The 16,335-nt window shown below is 38.0% G+C and carries 16 protein-coding genes; 2 read left to right on the top strand and 14 right to left on the bottom strand.

What is annotated here, in order from left to right:
* The first annotated feature begins 133 nt into the window (after positions 1-133).
* Positions 134-538 carry a large conductance mechanosensitive channel protein MscL gene (gene mscL, locus C568_RS0122595; protein WP_018782790.1) on the top strand — a complete coding sequence of 135 codons (405 nt, stop codon included), beginning with the start codon at positions 134-136 and terminating at the stop codon, positions 536-538.
* A gap of 47 nt (positions 539-585) precedes the next feature.
* Here mscL and C568_RS0122600 read toward each other — a convergent pair whose 3' ends face one another.
* From C568_RS0122600 to C568_RS0122620, 5 genes are all read right to left on the bottom strand, one after another.
* Positions 586-858: a DUF3917 domain-containing protein gene (locus tag C568_RS0122600; protein WP_018782791.1), complete on the bottom strand. Its 273-nt coding sequence runs from the start codon at positions 856-858 to the stop codon at positions 586-588.
* Between the two features lie 676 nt (positions 859-1,534).
* Positions 1,535-2,533: a catabolite control protein A gene (gene ccpA / locus C568_RS0122605; protein ID WP_018782792.1), complete on the bottom strand. Its 999-nt coding sequence runs from the start codon at positions 2,531-2,533 to the stop codon at positions 1,535-1,537.
* Between the two features lie 273 nt (positions 2,534-2,806).
* Positions 2,807-3,877: a bifunctional 3-deoxy-7-phosphoheptulonate synthase/chorismate mutase gene (locus tag C568_RS0122610; RefSeq protein ID WP_006096104.1), complete on the bottom strand. Its 1,071-nt coding sequence runs from the start codon at positions 3,875-3,877 to the stop codon at positions 2,807-2,809.
* Between the two features lie 355 nt (positions 3,878-4,232).
* Entirely contained in the window at positions 4,233-4,559 is a 327-nt protein-coding gene (gene ytxJ, locus C568_RS0122615; RefSeq protein ID WP_026008457.1) for a bacillithiol system redox-active protein YtxJ, read from the bottom strand.
* 1 nt (position 4,560) lies between these two features.
* Entirely contained in the window at positions 4,561-5,118 is a 558-nt protein-coding gene (locus C568_RS0122620) for a DUF948 domain-containing protein (protein ID WP_003201109.1), read from the bottom strand.
* 142 nt (positions 5,119-5,260) lie between these two features.
* Here C568_RS0122620 and C568_RS0122625 point away from each other — a divergent pair, with 142 nt between their 5' ends.
* A complete protein-coding gene (locus tag C568_RS0122625) occupies positions 5,261-6,376 on the top strand; it encodes an aminopeptidase (RefSeq protein ID WP_018782794.1) in 1,116 nt (371 codons plus the stop codon).
* Positions 6,377-6,445: 69 nt separating this feature from the next.
* Here the strand turns inward: C568_RS0122625 and C568_RS0122630 are convergent, their stop codons facing one another.
* The 9 genes from C568_RS0122630 to C568_RS0122675 all read right to left on the bottom strand — a co-directional run bounded on the left by C568_RS0122630 (position 6,446) and on the right by C568_RS0122675 (position 16,267).
* A complete protein-coding gene (locus tag C568_RS0122630; RefSeq protein WP_018764520.1) occupies positions 6,446-6,631 on the bottom strand; it encodes a hypothetical protein in 186 nt (61 codons plus the stop codon).
* Positions 6,632-6,644: 13 nt separating this feature from the next.
* Positions 6,645-7,043 carry a PH domain-containing protein gene (locus C568_RS0122635; protein WP_018782795.1) on the bottom strand — a complete coding sequence of 133 codons (399 nt, stop codon included), beginning with the start codon at positions 7,041-7,043 and terminating at the stop codon, positions 6,645-6,647.
* Positions 7,044-7,133: 90 nt separating this feature from the next.
* Positions 7,134-7,625 carry a GNAT family N-acetyltransferase gene (locus C568_RS0122640; protein WP_018782796.1) on the bottom strand — a complete coding sequence of 164 codons (492 nt, stop codon included), beginning with the start codon at positions 7,623-7,625 and terminating at the stop codon, positions 7,134-7,136.
* Positions 7,622-8,170 (bottom strand): GNAT family N-acetyltransferase, encoded by a 549-nt coding sequence (locus C568_RS0122645; protein ID WP_006096098.1) that lies wholly within the window; start codon positions 8,168-8,170, stop codon positions 7,622-7,624. Before C568_RS0122645 ends, C568_RS0122640 begins: the two co-directional genes overlap by 4 nt.
* Positions 8,171-8,234: 64 nt before the next feature.
* Positions 8,235-8,669: a DMT family transporter gene (locus C568_RS0122650; protein ID WP_018782797.1), complete on the bottom strand. Its 435-nt coding sequence runs from the start codon at positions 8,667-8,669 to the stop codon at positions 8,235-8,237.
* Positions 8,670-8,707: 38 nt separating this feature from the next.
* Positions 8,708-10,018: a UDP-N-acetylmuramate--L-alanine ligase gene (gene murC, locus C568_RS0122655; RefSeq protein WP_003201097.1), complete on the bottom strand. Its 1,311-nt coding sequence runs from the start codon at positions 10,016-10,018 to the stop codon at positions 8,708-8,710.
* 251 nt (positions 10,019-10,269) lie between these two features.
* Complete coding sequence (locus C568_RS0122660; RefSeq protein ID WP_006096096.1) at positions 10,270-11,388, bottom strand: nicotinate phosphoribosyltransferase; 1,119 nt, start codon at positions 11,386-11,388, stop codon at positions 10,270-10,272.
* Positions 11,389-11,448: 60 nt separating this feature from the next.
* A complete protein-coding gene (locus tag C568_RS0122665) occupies positions 11,449-14,970 on the bottom strand; it encodes a DNA translocase FtsK (RefSeq protein WP_018782798.1) in 3,522 nt (1,173 codons plus the stop codon).
* Between the two features lie 322 nt (positions 14,971-15,292).
* Positions 15,293-16,267 carry an N-acetylmuramoyl-L-alanine amidase gene (locus tag C568_RS0122675; RefSeq protein WP_018782800.1) on the bottom strand — a complete coding sequence of 325 codons (975 nt, stop codon included), beginning with the start codon at positions 16,265-16,267 and terminating at the stop codon, positions 15,293-15,295.
* Positions 16,268-16,335 lie beyond the last annotated feature (68 nt).

A 16,335-nucleotide genomic window follows, 5' to 3' on the forward strand; every position in this document is an offset into this window, starting at 1 on the left:
AAGGAAACGGATACACTTTTCAGAATTTACTTTCATTCCCATTTCCCCTTTATTTCTATCATAAACTTCTATAGAATATGTTGATAGGAATTATAAATTTCATACTGAATCGTGGAAAGGACGGGAATCATACATGTGGAACGAGTTTAAAAAGTTCGCTTTAAAAGGGAATGTTATTGATTTAGCTATCGGGGTTGTAATCGGAGCTGCTTTCGGAAAAATTGTAAGTTCTTTAGTAAAAGATATTATCACACCATTAATCGGTATGTTAATGGGTGGTATCGACTTTACAGGTTTGAAAATTACATTTGGTAAAACAGCTATTATGTATGGTAACTTCATCCAAACTATCTTTGACTTCTTAATCATCGCAGGTGCTATCTTTGCATTTATTAAAGTTTTCAACAAACTAACATTCAAAAAAGAAGAAGAAAAAGAAAAAGTAGAAGAAATTCCAGAACCAACAAAAGAAGAAGTACTTCTTGGCGAAATTCGCGACTTATTGAAACAACAAAACACTTCAAAAGATAACGCATAATTGAACGGATAAAAAGCATGCCCATATAGGACATGCTTTTTTATATCTTATAGCGTTTCCGAATTCATATGAATGAACAAAATAATACCGGCAACCACTAATATCATAATAGAACCTGCAAATAATGTAATTGCAACAAATACGAAGTTTGTGCTCAAATTCACTGAAATACTTTCAATAAAAATAGAAGTTACATACGTGATAAGGGCAATTCCTGCAAGAATACTTCCTGGAACAAAGCGCTTTAGACCATTTTGTTTTAACGTCATATATGCAAAAACAGTAGTCATACAAAGCGTAATCATCCAAAGAACGATCATCTTTTCTTCCCCCCTCACAAACCTTTTCTTTCTATTATACATGACATTTCGTAATTGTAGGAAATTTTACCGGTGAATGCCCCCTCCCTACCACATGGACTATGTCCTGCAAGTGCTTGAGGTAGGGGATGAATGTTGGAGTACTGTTAAACAGAGTATGCTAGAGGGCAGGAGATATAGAGAATTATCATACTTTACAAATTGATGATTTGTTAACAGGATTCAAAATAACTGCGCAAATGTGTATAGATAATAATCTGCGTAATACAGATGAACTATGGGCGTTTATTGAAAATAATTAAGATCATAATCCATGTTATTCTTTTTTATTCGTACAACTAAGAAGAATCAGTTGCTTTGAGAAATAGAAAAGTGCAGAGTTATGAAAATTCCTTCTCATAACTCTGCACTCTCCTCTATCTTTAAAACAATTCATGTAAACGAATGACACGCGAAAAATAAGGCAATATATCTTGATTATGTGTAACAACTACTATTGTTTTTCCTTTTTCATTCAATTGTTTCAAATACTCTAGTATTACTTTTTCATTTTCAACATCTAAGCTAGCCGTAGGTTCATCTGCTAGTATTAAATCACTTTCTTAATGAAAGAAATTACATCTTATATCATTAGAACAAAAAAAACTCACAGGATTCCCTGTGAGTTTTCCTATTCTTACTTCGTTGAATCTCTAAATTGAATACGGTGAGGTAAGATAACTGTATGATCTTCTACGTTTTCTTTGTTCATGTATTTTGTAAGTAGACGCATTGCTACTGCACCGATGTCATACATTGGTTGTACAACTGTTGAAAGCTGCGGGCGTACCATTAATGCAAGGCGTGTATTGTCAAAACCAAGTACTTCTACGTTTTCTGGTACATTTAATCCTGCATCTTGTGCTGCATGAATTACACCTAGTGCCATTTCATCTGAAGATACAAAGATTGCTGTTGGTTTTTGATCAAGTTCCCAAAGCTTTTCAAATGCTTCTAGACCTGAGTCGTATGTGTAATCTCCGTCGATTACAAGATTTTCATCATAAGCGATACCAGCTTCTTCTAAAGCTTTTTTATAACCTTGTAATTTCTTTGCGCTTCCCGCTTTATCAATGTAAGGGCCTGATACAAAACCAATACGTTTATGACCCTGTCCTAAGAAATGCTTCATTGCATCATAAGCTGCTTGTGTATAATCGATATTTACTGATGATGTTTCATTGTTCTCATCAAATGATGCTGCTAAAACGATTGGTACTGGAGACTTTTTAAACTCTTCTACATGAGCATCTGTAATATCTTCACCCATGAATACAATACCGTCCACTTGTTTACCAAGCATTGTATTTAATAAATGAAACTCTTTTTCTTTATTTTGGTCAGAGTTACTTAAAATGATGTTATATTTGTACATTGTTGCGATATCTTCGATTCCACGTGCAAGTTCTGCATAAAACGTATTAGAGATATCTGGAATAATAACACCTACTGTTGTTGTTTTCTTACTTGCTAGTCCACGTGCTACCGCATTTGGGCGATATCCTAAACGATCAATTGCTTCTAATACTTTCTTTCTTGTTGTAGGCTTTACATTTGGATTACCGTTTACAACACGTGATACGGTTGCCATCGAAACGTTCGCTTCGCGCGCTACATCATAGATTGTTACGTTCATCTCTTCGCACACTCCTTCTATATTATGTTATCTATCTTTATGTATCGGTTCACTAAAATGAAAAAAAGACATCAACTCTACTTGAAGATGTCACTCCCGAGTCCTTTTACTAATGATACGATAAAAATGCAGGCTCATACAATATTTTCCCGCAAAAGTTTCGAAAAAATTCGCTTCTTTTCTCCTATTTTCGTATTTTTTATGTAAAAAAGGACATTTTCTGCAAAAAAGTCTATGCAACAAGTGTCACATAGACCCTACAGCCCCTTCTGACTATCTACCGCGGAATGCTTTTAATTCTTTCATAAACTCATTGAATTCTGGAATATCCATTTGTTGCGCTGAATCTGATAACGCAACAGCCGGGTCCGGATGTACTTCAGCCATAACCGCATCAGCACCGATTGCCATCGCTGCTTTTGCAGCTGGTAATAAGAGATCACGTCGTCCTGTAGAGTGCGTTACATCCACTACGACAGGTAAATGTGTTTCTTTCTTCAAAATTGGCACAGCAGAAATATCAAGCGTATTACGCGTTGCCTTTTCATACGTCCTGATGCCGCGCTCACATAAAATAATATCTCCGTTACCTTGTGCAATAATATATTCTGCCGCATACATAAATTCTTCAATCGTTGCTGATAAACCACGTTTTAACAATACTGGCTTTTTCACCGATCCAGCAGCCTTGAGTAGATCGAAGTTTTGCATATTACGAGCACCAATTTGAATGACATCAACATAATCTAATGCCCTTTCAATATCATTCGGATTTAAAATTTCACTAATGACCGCTAAATCATATTCATCCGCCACTTGTCGTAAAATTTGCAAGCCTTCTAAGCCAAGCCCTTGGAAATCATACGGCGATGTACGAGGTTTGAATGCACCGCCGCGCATTAGCTTTAACCCTTGTTCCTTCATTGCTTCCGCAACTTGGCGCACTTGCTCATAACTTTCAACCGCACATGGTCCCATAATAAAGTGAGGATTGCCATCACCAATTTTTTCACCTTTTATATCAACAATCGTATCCTCTGGCTTTGTCTTACGTGAAACAAGGAGTGCTTTACGGTGATCATCTTCTTGTAATTCTAGGCTTGTTTGAAAAATTTGTTTAAAAATATGTTGAAGAGTTGATGTTTCAAACGGTCCATCATTCTTCTCAGCAATTAAATCAAGCATATTACGCTCACGTACAGGATCAAATCGTTTCACACCTTGTACTTCTTTCAACTTACCAACCTCTTGAACAAGACGACCTCTTTCATTTAATAATTCTAAAATTTGTAGGTTCATTTGATCAATTTGAGAGCGTAAACGATCTAATTCTTGTGATGCCATAAGAAAGCCACCTCTTTCAAGTTATATATAAAGATTACCTTATTATCATGGTTAAGATAATTTATTATATCCGATAGATATCAGGTTGTCACATGATATACATTGTAAATGGAATCGTTCTCTTATTTGAAATATATATTGTTGCCTTTCACTTACACAAAGCATACTCAACCTTCACTCGTTTTCTCTCTTTGTTTTCACTTGGCATGGGAGCAGAAGAGGCTCTGACCACTTCTATGCATGAGTAGATCCTCTCTTCCACCTAAAAAGAACAGTTTTCTATCAGTTTTTCAATCTGTATTTACATAGTTCATGAACCCTAAAAAAAGAAGCAAGCGTCTCCGCTTACTTCTCCCTACTTCACATTCTCTTCTAAAGTTTGCTTCTTAATATTCCAATGGGATGTATGCCATACCGCTACCCCATCTTTTATATATAGCACTTGCGGCGACTCATGTTTAATACCAAAGTGCTCTGCAATACGATTCGAAACATCTCTTGCATCTTGTACGTATAAATAATAAGTAGGTGTTTCTTTTGCATCTTGACAATATGCCTCAAATTCTGCGTAGGCTCCTTGGCTAATTGGACATGTTGTACTATGTTTAAAAAGAATATATGGTTCCGCTGTTTCTAATAATGCTTCAAACTCTTCCATTGTTTCGATTTTTGTCATGCTCACTTTATTCACCTCTCATACGAATTGGAAGTCTAGAGCGCTTCTCTTTTTTCTCTTTTTTCTCTTCCTTCTCTAGCTTCTTCTCAGCTTTTTCTAGTTTCTTCTCTTGTCTAGTAGCACGAAAATGATTGTACACTTCAATCGCTGCACTACTCCATTGTACAACTTGTGCAACTTTGTCTGCATTATTTTCAATTTCATTTGTTACAGAATCTGATACATTGCGAAGTTTCGTATTTAAAGAATGAATTGTTGTTCCAATTCCATCTACGCCTTCTACTACTTTATTTAATGACTGAGATTTCTGCTGAATATCATCAGCTAATGCATTTGTCTTATGTAATAATTGTTCTGTCTCTACGCTTATCCCTTGCATTTGCTTCTCTAAGCCTTCTAATGTACTTGCAACATTTTCTAACGTCTTCTGCAATGATAATAATGTTCTACATGTATATATCACTAAAATTGCAAAAGCAACGGCAGCTATAGCTGCACTTACGTATAAAAGAACTTGCATTTCATCACTTCCTTTATCTTTTTCATACTTTCTCCTATTATACAATCATTTTCCGTTTCGTTCTAATCCTTGTGATTTCATTAGAATTTTCACACTTGTTCGTCAAATGTACCATAAATCATTAAACAAATTCCAGCAAGTAGGGTACAATAAGGAAGGATACATAATTAGTAGGGAGGCTTTACATATGAAAGATCCACGTATTGAAACTTTAGCACACAATTTAATTAACTACTCAATCCGCTTACAAAAAGGCGAAACAGTATTGATTGAAAACTTTGGCTTGCAAAAAGAACTTGTAACTGCACTTGTAAAAGAAGCCTATGCAGCTGGTGGTTTCCCATTTGTTTCATTGAAAGATCATCAAGTCGATCGCTCATTATTAATGGGCGCTACTGAAGAACACTTCGAGCAAATCGCTGCATATGAAGCAAGCGTAATGAAAGATATGGACGCTTACATCGGTCTTCGCTCTGGCGATAACATTAACGAACAAGCCGACGTTCCAAGTGAACGCATGAAGATCCACGGTCAAACAGTTGGTAAAAAAGTTCATAGAGACATTCGTGTTCCAAAAACACGCTGGGTTGTTCTTCGCTACCCAAATGCATCTATGGCACAACTTGCAAAAATGAGCACAGAAGCATTCGAAGACTTCTACTTCGAAGTATGTAACTTGGATTATGGCAAAATGGATAAAGCAATGGATAACCTTGTTGAATTAATGAACAAAACAGATAAAGTTCGCCTTGCTGGTCCTGGAACTGACTTAACATTCTCCATTAAAGATATTCCAGCTATTAAATGCTCTGGTCATTTGAACATTCCAGACGGTGAAGTATACTCTGCACCAGTTCGCGATTCTGTTAACGGTACAGTTTCTTATAACACGCCATCACCTTACAACGGCTATACATTCGAAAACGTACAGCTTACATTTAAAAACGGTCAAATCGTTGAAGCAACTGCAAACGATACAGAACGCATTAACAAAATCTTCGATACAGATGAAGGTGCACGCTACGTTGGTGAATTTGCAATCGGCGTAAACCCATATATCTTACATCCAATGGGTGATATCCTATTTGATGAAAAAATCGACGGTAGCTTCCACTTTACACCTGGACAAGCTTATGACGATGCATGGAATGGCAACAACTCTAACATCCACTGGGATTTAGTATGCATCCAGCGCCCTGAATACGGCGGCGGTGAAATTTACTTCGACGACGTATTAATCCGTAAAGACGGTCGCTTCGTTGTACCTGAATTAGAAGCTTTAAATCCTGAGAACTTAAAATAAAATGTGAAGGAGCTCTCCTTTTGATGGGAGAGCTCTTTTGGTACGTCTCGTTTTGTCGGACGGTCAATATTATTTCTCCACTTCCTGTCCTTTGTTTCTGATTTGACGAGAATGGTAATAAAATAAAAGTACAACTGCTAAAATGCCTACACCTATCGACAAATACAACGGCCACTCCCAACGAACATACCCTCTAACGCAAACGACCAGTACCATCAATAATTCAAAACAAAATAACAGCCGAAAATGTTTCATTCCTCGTCCTCCATTATGCTTTTAGATCTATTTTCACATGTGGGCTCGCTTCTTGAATGAGTGACAACAACTTTTCTTTATCTGTTGGCATAGCAATCATATGGACTTTGTATCGGTTCGTTGTAATTTCGAGTGATTTTCCAACTTGACGCACCATTCTTATATCAGATAGTGTAACGTCTTCGTTCAATATGCCATATTTCAATACACCATTTTCGACTGTATGTTTCTTAATGAATACATCCCAAACAAGAGGGACATTTACAATGAGGCAAATTGCCATCCCAATCAGTGCTGATCCCCAGTTTCCATTGTCTATAATCAGCATTCCGCTTGGCCAAACAACCATAAGGATCAACATTGCACTTACAAAAATCATAATTGGTGTGCTTCTTTGGATAGGAAATTTCATACCATCACCTCTCACCTAAATTATACCATCATTTCCATTTTCCTTAACAAAAAAATAGAGATCATTCTCGATTTGAATGATCTCTATTCTTCACAAACCATACCTATAAAATTTCTTATCTACCTGCAGCACCGGAAAACTCCCTGGTAACTCTTCCACTTTCATACTCTGAAATCCATTTTTCTCATAAAAACGATGTGCCGCTAAAAACTGTACTGTTGTTCCTAAATAAATTCCTTCTAATTCTCTTTCTTTTGCCCAAGAGATAGCTGTTTGGAGTAACATGCTCGCGGTATTCCACACCTTGCCCCGAAATTCTTTTTTCACAAACATTTTCCTCAAGGCTACTTGTTGATTCCCAATATCTAATAAAGCTACAGTTCCAACTACTTTCCCATCATGTGTTGCTACCCAGAAACTTCCGTTATCTCTTTGGTAAAACTGCTCAATTTCTTGTAAATCTGGCTGTTCTTCCTTTGTAATTGGTACGTTATATTCTTTTTGCTGAATGTGAATAATTAAATCGACTACTTCAGATTGGTACTTACTTTCATATGACTGAATGTAAATCGTATCGCTCATCGAATCTCCTTCCATTCTGAAGCTAGTAAACTATACACAGCAAGATCATGGAAATGGTCATAAAGCCACTCTTCATCACGCATAACTCCATCTAACTTAAAGCCAAGTCGCTCCGGAATCGCACGGCTTTTCTGATTCTCTACCCCACAACGGATTTCTATCTTATTCAATTTTAGTTCTTCAAACGCATAGCGAAGCACCGCTTTTACACTCCTTGTCATAATTCCTTTTCCACCTGCTTCTTCTGCAAGGTAGTATCCAAGACTTGTTGCTTTCTTAGCCCAGTTCACCTCGTGAATACCGACCATTCCAACGAGCTTTCCTTTATAACGTATACCTGTTTCAAAACCGTTTCCATCCGCATATTTCTTTAGCCACATCGGAAGAATTTCGTCATATGCATCAGCAGATTTTGTCCCATCTACCCATGGAAGCCATTTTCTTAAATGCTCCCTGTTTTGATCTACTAATTGATACAATTCTTCTTTATGATGTTTTTCTAACAATTGAAGTTTGATTTCATCATCGACTCGAAGTGTAAACATTGCTCTATCCCCTCTAACACTTTTTCTTATTATTCTAACATTTCTAATTATAAAATGTTAAGGGTTATATATTCACACTTTCTTTTTTGGATTTTATAGCAAGAAAACCGGAAGAATATAGAACACCTGTAATGACTAAAATCATCCCTAAACATTGCGAGATTGTGATACTCACTCCTTCTACAAAAGAAACAAGCATTGTAACAACGGGAACTAAGTTAAAGAACAAAGAGGTTTTTTCTGCCCCAATTTGCGCGATTCCTTTATTCCACCAAAGATAACCAAGCACGCTTATTCCAATTGCCATAAATAAAATAGATAACCATGCTAATAGAGGAATTTCTGGAATCGCTACTACACTCTGTTGCATAAAGGACACAATGATGAAAGCAAGCACTCCAACAGTCATTGTATATGTCGTTGTTTGTCTTTGACTACCAACTTTAATAAATTTTTTACCTAGTACACCATATAGCGACCATTCTACAACAATTGACATAAAAAGACGTGCAGCCACCGCTGCACGTCTTCGCTTTATTACTTCTCCGCAACTTGCACTTCTTTCACGTAAGCCGCTTCGAATTTTTGAATATCACCTGCGCCCATGAAAATAAGAACGCCGTTTTTATGTTTCTTTAATACATTCGTTGTTGTATCGGTAATCAATTCTGCACCATCAATACGCTTTTGCAGATCTTGAATTGTTAAGTCACCTTTGTTTTCACGTGCTGATCCGAAAATATCACATAGGTATACTTGATCAGCCTTGCTTAGGCTTTCCGCGAACTCATCTAAGAACTTTTCAGTACGTGAGAATGTGTGTGGCTGGAATACAGCGACAATTTCACGCTCTGGATGCTTTTGACGAGCAGCTTCAATCGTTGCGTTAATTTCTGTCGGATGGTGTGCATAATCATCGATGATGACCTGTTCTCCCATCGGTTTTTCATTAAAGCGACGTTTTACGCCTCCAAACGTTGTCAATTGATGTTTTACTGCTTCTACATCAACATTTTCATAGTGACAAAGCGCGATAACTGCTAATGCATTTAATACGCTGTGATTGCCGTAACCTGTAATTTTGAATGTTTCATAATACGTATTACGAACGAACACATCAAATACAGTACCATCTGTTCTCTTTTGGATGTTACGTGCTTGGAAATCATTATCTTCACCAAATCCATAGAAAATAACAGGTACTTTCGCTTGAATTTTTTGCAGTTCTTCATCATCACCACATGCAATAATTCCTTTTTTCACTTGAAGTGCCATCTCTTGGAATGCACTAAATACATCATTAATGTCTGTAAAGTAATCCGGATGGTCAAAATCAATATTTGTCATAATTGCATAGTCTGGATAGTAAGACAAGAAATGACGACGGTACTCACATGCCTCAAACACAAAATACTTACTATTTTCTACCCCATGCCCTGTTCCATCTCCAATAAGGTAAGACGTTGGGTGTGCACCTTGCATTACATGGGCTAACAAGCCGGTTGTTGATGTTTTTCCATGTGCACCTGTTACAGCAACACTTGTATACTTACTCATAAGATTCCCTAAAAAATGATGGTAACGGTGTACTGGGATATTTAACTCTTTCGCTGCTACAATCTCTTCATGCGTATCAGGGAACGCATTTCCTGCGATAATCACTTGTCCTTCTTTTACATTATTTTTATCAAAAGGAAGGATGGAGATACCACGCTTTTCCAAAGCTACTTGTGTAAAGAAACGTTTTTCAAAATCAGAACCTTGAACAGTATGCTTCATGTCATGAAGAATTTGTGCTAATGAACTCATTCCTGTTCCTTTAATTCCTACAAAATGGTAAACTGTCATCTTAAAGAACCTCCAACATTTCGAACTAATACAACGGCCTATCTATAAGACAGTATATGAATCTTTTCTTATTTTGGTAATCATCATACATTCTCGATACAGCGGAACTTTCATTAGCTCTCACCAATCGGGATAAACACGTACGTACTTCTTATATGTCCATAACAAACTTATTATAGCAAAAAACAATCCGTTATACTATGATAACAGAAAAACTGATAGGGTCAATTCCCTATCAGTTTTTCCTCTTCTTACATATCTTCTCTTTTTTCTAATTGAACACGCTCTAAACGTGGGTTTGGACGATATTTACGTCCAGCTTTCGCTTCTGGTTTTCCATTTAATTCTACATTATCACCTGTAAAACCAATGTTCATTTTTAATAAACTGCTGCCCACTCCGTATAGATCTACAGGAACATTTTGCGCTTCAAATTCATGAATACGTTTTTCATCAAATCCACCAGTTACAACAATATTTACATGCTGGAACCCTTCTTCATCAAGCGCTTTACGGAGCGCGAAAACAAGGGATGGATTTACACCACGAGGGTCAAATGTGCCAAGTACTTCTGGATGACGAATGAAATACTGATCAATCATTGTACGTGATGTATCAATGCGTACACCTTTTAATTCTGAGCCGAATTCACGTGCAACACGAAGACCATCTGTAATCACATCATTATTGTAGTCAATCAGTACAACTAAATCATCCTCTGGAAACTTTTTATAGTACGCTTTTGCAGCTTCTACAACATCTCCATTAAACATTTGAATCAATGCGTGAGGCATTGTCCCCATTCCACTCTTGCCCCACCATTCATTCATTGCATGCGTTGCTTGTGCACTCATACCACCAATATACGCCGCATATCCATCACCAGCTTGCTGTGTATAATGATCATCACGGTCTCCCATGAAAATAACCGGTTTTTCTTTTTCACCGCTGCGAGCAGCTTGTACAACATTATATACATTTGTTGCAACAGATGTACGACGAGCTAAAATCCCATCGATTACACCTTCTAAAAACCCGAAATATTCATAAGGTCCAGAGATTGTTAAAACTGTTTCAAATGGATTAATATTGTCCCCATCTTTTAAAGAATGGATTTCAAGCTCTTCCGGATGTTCAGCAAATGTTTGTAACAATGCTAATACTTCATCTGTTCCGCAAAGTATCGCATGTTCCTTTTGGAAAAATTGCATTGTCACAACACTTTTCGGGCGAAATTCTTGAATAATGTCACGAGTTTTTAAAAAGTAAACGGCAGAGAACCAACCTTCCCCAACTCGTTCATCAAATTTAAATGTTTTATTTGTTAGTCGATTGATTTCACCTTTTAATTTTAATTCAATTTCTTTCATGTCGTTTACTCCCTACTTTACTATCCAACATTTTCTCTTAGTATACAGCAAAACCGCTTCCTATACATTCGTTTCCTGCATAGCAGCAAATTCATCCTCTGAAATAAGGACATCTCTCGGTTTTGTTCCCCGTGCTTCAGATATAATTCCTTGTGCTTCCATCTCTTCAATAAGACGTGCCGCACGATTATAACCGATGCGGAATTTTCTCTGTACAGAAGATGTGGACGCTCCCCCTTGTTCTACAACAAATTGACATGCATCAAAAAACAGTTCATCTTCGGCTTCATGTTGTTCTGTTTTCGCCAATAAATCCTCTTGCTTAAATAAATAGTTCGACTTCATTTGCTTTTTCACATGTTCAACTGTTTTTTCAATTTCATCATCCGATACGTATACCCCTTGTACACGGACGGGTTTTGACGTACCGTTTCCTAAAAATAGCATATCACCGCGACCAAGTAATTTTTCCGCTCCTCCAATATCAATGATTGTACGTGAATCTACTTGAGATGATACTGTAAACGCAATACGCGTTGGAATGTTTGATTTAATCAATCCTGTAATAACATCCACAGACGGACGCTGCGTTGCAACTAATAAGTGAATACCACAAGCACGTGCTTTTTGTGCAATGCGGCAAATTGCTTCCTCTACATCACCAGGAGCAACCATCATTAAATCGGCTAACTCATCAATTACAATAACAATGTACGGCAATGCTTCACCTGGGATTTCTCGGCTACTTACGATGGTATTATAACGAGTTAAATCACGTGCACCAACATGCGCAAACAATTCATAACGGCGTTCCATCTCTTCTACAGCCCATTTTAACGCTGCTGTAGCTGCTTTCACATCTGTAATAACAGGTGCTACAAGATGGGGAATAGAATTATATGGTGCAAGCTCAACCATTTTCGGATCAATCAACATCAGCTTCACTTCATGTGGTTTCGCTTTATATAAAATACTTGTTAAAATCGCGTTAATGCAGACACTTTTCCCTGAACCAGTCGCACCAGCGATCAGTCCATGCGGCATCTTCCTTATATCCGTTACAATTGGAGCACCAGAAATATCAAGTCCAAGCGCAACTGTAAGCGGTGATTCACTTTTCGTGAACACAGGACTTCTCAAAATTTCTCGCAGGAATACAGGCTTACTTTCTTTATTCGGAACCTCAATTCCGATGGCACTCTTCCCTGGAATCGGTGCTTCAATTCGAATATCTTTTGCAGCTAAACTCAGCTTAATATCATCACTTAAATTTGTGATTTTATTTACTTTCACACCCGGATCAGGTTGTACTTCGAAGCGCGTTACAGCTGGTCCTTGTGAAACATTGATAACATGAGCCCCAACATGAAAATTATTAAACGTCGTATCTAATAATTCTTTCTGTTCTTCTAACCATTCCGTATTATCTAATGTCGACTGACTTGGAATCGTCAATAGTGTTAATGGTGGCATAGCATATTCAGGCGGTGTTTGCAGTACATTACGCATATCATTCTCTCTTCGCGCTATAACGTATGCTTTCTCTTGTACTCCTGCACTTGCAACAGGTGCCTTCGTTTCCGTTTGTTGAACTGGCTCCTCTGTTACTTGATCTTCCACTGCCACTCGTTCTACTGGTTTCTCTTCTTCTTGAGTTCCCACCACTACTTGCTGTGCTGGTCTCTCTTCTTCTCGAGTTTCCACTATAACTTGTTCTACTGGTTTCTCTTCCACTTGAGTTTCCACTATAATTTGCTGTGCAGTTTGCGCTTTTCCTTGTGGTACTTCTTCCACTTGTTGTACGGGCTGCTCGTGCACCTTTACTGGTTCTTCAGCTTGTTTTATAGGAGTCTGCGGCGTTTTCATTCCTGCCACATGTCTCTCTATTAACTTTCTTCTATCTTGTTTTAACATCACAACATTAAACGGCACATGACGCTTTTTCTCACGTTTCGGTTCTTCTTTTTGCTTAACAGGCTGTTCCACAGCAACTTCTTGCTTTTCTTCTGCCTCTTCGATTAATACATTTGCAAAGTTTTGAACTGCTTCCTTCGTGTGCTCGTCTGCTGCTGAAGATGTTTCTGAAACATTGTTTTCCGCTTTAGAAACCAAATTCTCTTGTTCTGTCGTTTTTTCAACTACTACTTGAGCCGTTTCTTCTGCAGACTCTTTCGCTGTTTCGGCAATTTTTGCTTCTTCAAATGTTTCTGCTACCAGCGTTTCTTCGGGTTCCTCCACTTCTTCAACTTCCAGCGTTGGTTCTCCAGCTTCTTCCACTTCTTCAACTTCCCGCGTTGGTTCTTCAGCTTCTTCCACTTCTTCAACTTCCCGCGTTGGTTCTTCAGCTTCTTCCACTTCTTCAACTTCCCGCGTTGGTTCTTCAGCTTCTTCCACTTCTTCAACTTCCCGCGTTGGTTCTTCAGCTTCTTCCACCGCTTCAACTTCCCGCGTTGGTTCTTCAGCTTCTTCCACTTCTTCAACTTCCCGCGTTGGTTCTTCAGCTTCTTCCACCGCTCCAACTTCCCGCGTTGGTTCTTCAGCTTCTTCAACAATATTTTCTTCTAAAATAGTTTTCTCCACTAGCTGTTCTTCTTCTATTTCTTTCTTATATTCATTTTCTTCCGTTGACGTTGTATCCATATTCTCTACAGTAGAATCTAGCAACTCATCTTGCAGGATTTCTTCCTTCGCTGCGTTATCATATTGTGATAACGCCACTACATCTGGTTCTTGCTCAAATACCTGTACGATTTCAACAGTATGCTCTTCTTTCTTATTATCCTGTCCAACTGATTTATGTAAAAAGTTATCAGTTGCAAATGGAAGAGAGTCTGAAATGGCATCTACCTTTTCTTGCCCCTCTAACGAAGTGAATGAACGCTCAGAATCGTAACCGTTTTTCTCTAGCCACTGATCAACAACTGATTTTTCCTCTTTTGGGCTTTCTTGTTGTCCAGTATGCTCCAGATTTTTCTCCTGCTTCTTAGAAGGAATAAAGGATTCGTCTGAGAAATTCGAAAGAGAGTATCCTTTTTTCTCCAACCAAGCATCGACGACAGATTTTCCTTCAAAGGATATTTCAAGATCTTCCTGCCCTTTTTCTTCCGTCTTAACTTCTTGTTTCTCTCTTGAAGGACGTTTATATCCAAAGATAGGCGAAATCATTTCTGTCGGGCGAAATGGTCTTCGATGGCTTTCTTGTACTGGCACAGATTTTTTTGGCAAGATAGGCTCTGGCTCAATTTCTTGTTGGGCTTGTGGCGGGGCAAATGTATGAACTGGTTCTTCTACATATCTTGGCCTGCGTCTCTCCATGTTCGTTACCCTTGGCAGAGGTTGCTGCTCAAAATGTGTTGATTCTTCCACATTCTCCTCATCAAATCCATCATCAGGTATTAACGGAAATCGGCATTTCACACCTAAATTCCGACTAGCCATTTGTGCTTCTCTTGCTTCAGTGTAGTGGTTTACACGAGGAGTTTTCGGCTTACTTTCAGTGTTCTTCGGTACTGCTTTATTTATCGCTGCTTTTTCTTCCTGATGTTCCTCTTTGTTAAACAGCTTTTTCATCCAATCTAACATGTTTACCACTCTTTCTACTAAATAGTAACATCCTTTATTGTATCAGCATTCGGCAAAAAGTGCAGGTAAAATTACGCTCTTGTATTTTGTCTACCATATTCAAATTTTCAGTAAGCACAATAGATTCTCAACATACAAGTCGCTGCTATGAACACAAAAGAGGGCCTACTCTCTCCTTCTCCCTTTGTTTTAAACCCGGCACGGGGCTCAAAAAGGACCTGACCGCTTCTATACATGGCCGGTCCCCCCTCTCCCACCCAAAAAGAAAGGTTTTCACTTGTATTTATACATAAAAAAACAGCCTCCTATATAAGACTGCCGTTTAAGCTTTACTCTTCCGATATTCTTCTACACTCTCGGTTACACTTTGCAGTAAAGAGTCTAAATATTGTGTGTCTGATAGTCTCTGATCTTCTTCAGGATTCGACATAAATCCAAGCTCAAGTAAAACACCTGGAATTTTCGACCAATTAAATCCAGAAAGATCATCTCGAAACTTGATTCCATTTACTTTTACCTGGCTGTTTTCTTTCATTTTCTTTACGATTATTTGAGAAACTTGTAAACTTTCTGCATAGATTCCTTTTGTATATGTATTTCCTTCCGCTGGCGTCAACACAGCAAACCCTTTTTGTGCTCGATTTTCTGAACCATCCGCATGAAGGCGTAAAAATAAATCTGCTTGATGCTCATTCGCAAATGTCGCTCGCTCCTTATTACTTATATCAACATCATGTGTTGTTCTTGTCATAAGTACTTGCATACCTTTTGCTTCGAGCTTCTCTTTCAATATGACAGCAGCTTCTAATACAAGAACAGATTCTCTTTTTTTCGTCACAACACCTGTCGTTCCATCAGTCACTTTATACTTTTGCTCAGTTGCCCCCGGGCCAATTGGTTCTAAATTTAAATTTGCTTTCTCTTGATGCCCTGGATCAATTACAACAAGAAATTTTGATTGTTTTTGCTCAGCATTTGCTTTTACCTCAAGGGTTTTGGCCGATTCCTCATCCTGTGGTACTTGCTCCACCTTTAGCTCTTGTTTTTCATCTTGCTCCACGGATGGTTCTTGTTCAATTTTTTTCTCTTGTTCTCCATTTTGTTCCACTGGTAATTCAGCTTCTATTTTCTTCTCTTTTTCCGCTTGCTTCTCTGGTGGCGTTTCTTTCGTTTGTTCTACAACCTTTTTATTCTCTTCTTGCACAGTAGATGGTATTTTCTTCTCTTGTTCCTTCGAGCACGCTCCCATATATATTCCAAGTAATACAACTGCACACATCATTTTTATATATTTCATAGCTTCCTCCTCCCATCTACTTTGCGCATACTCTATTTATATATCCATTTTGGTTTCCAAGTGTATAA

Source organism: Bacillus sp. 95MFCvi2.1 (genome assembly GCF_000374965.1).
Lineage (GTDB): Bacteria > Bacillota > Bacilli > Bacillales > Bacillaceae_G > Bacillus_A > Bacillus_A pseudomycoides.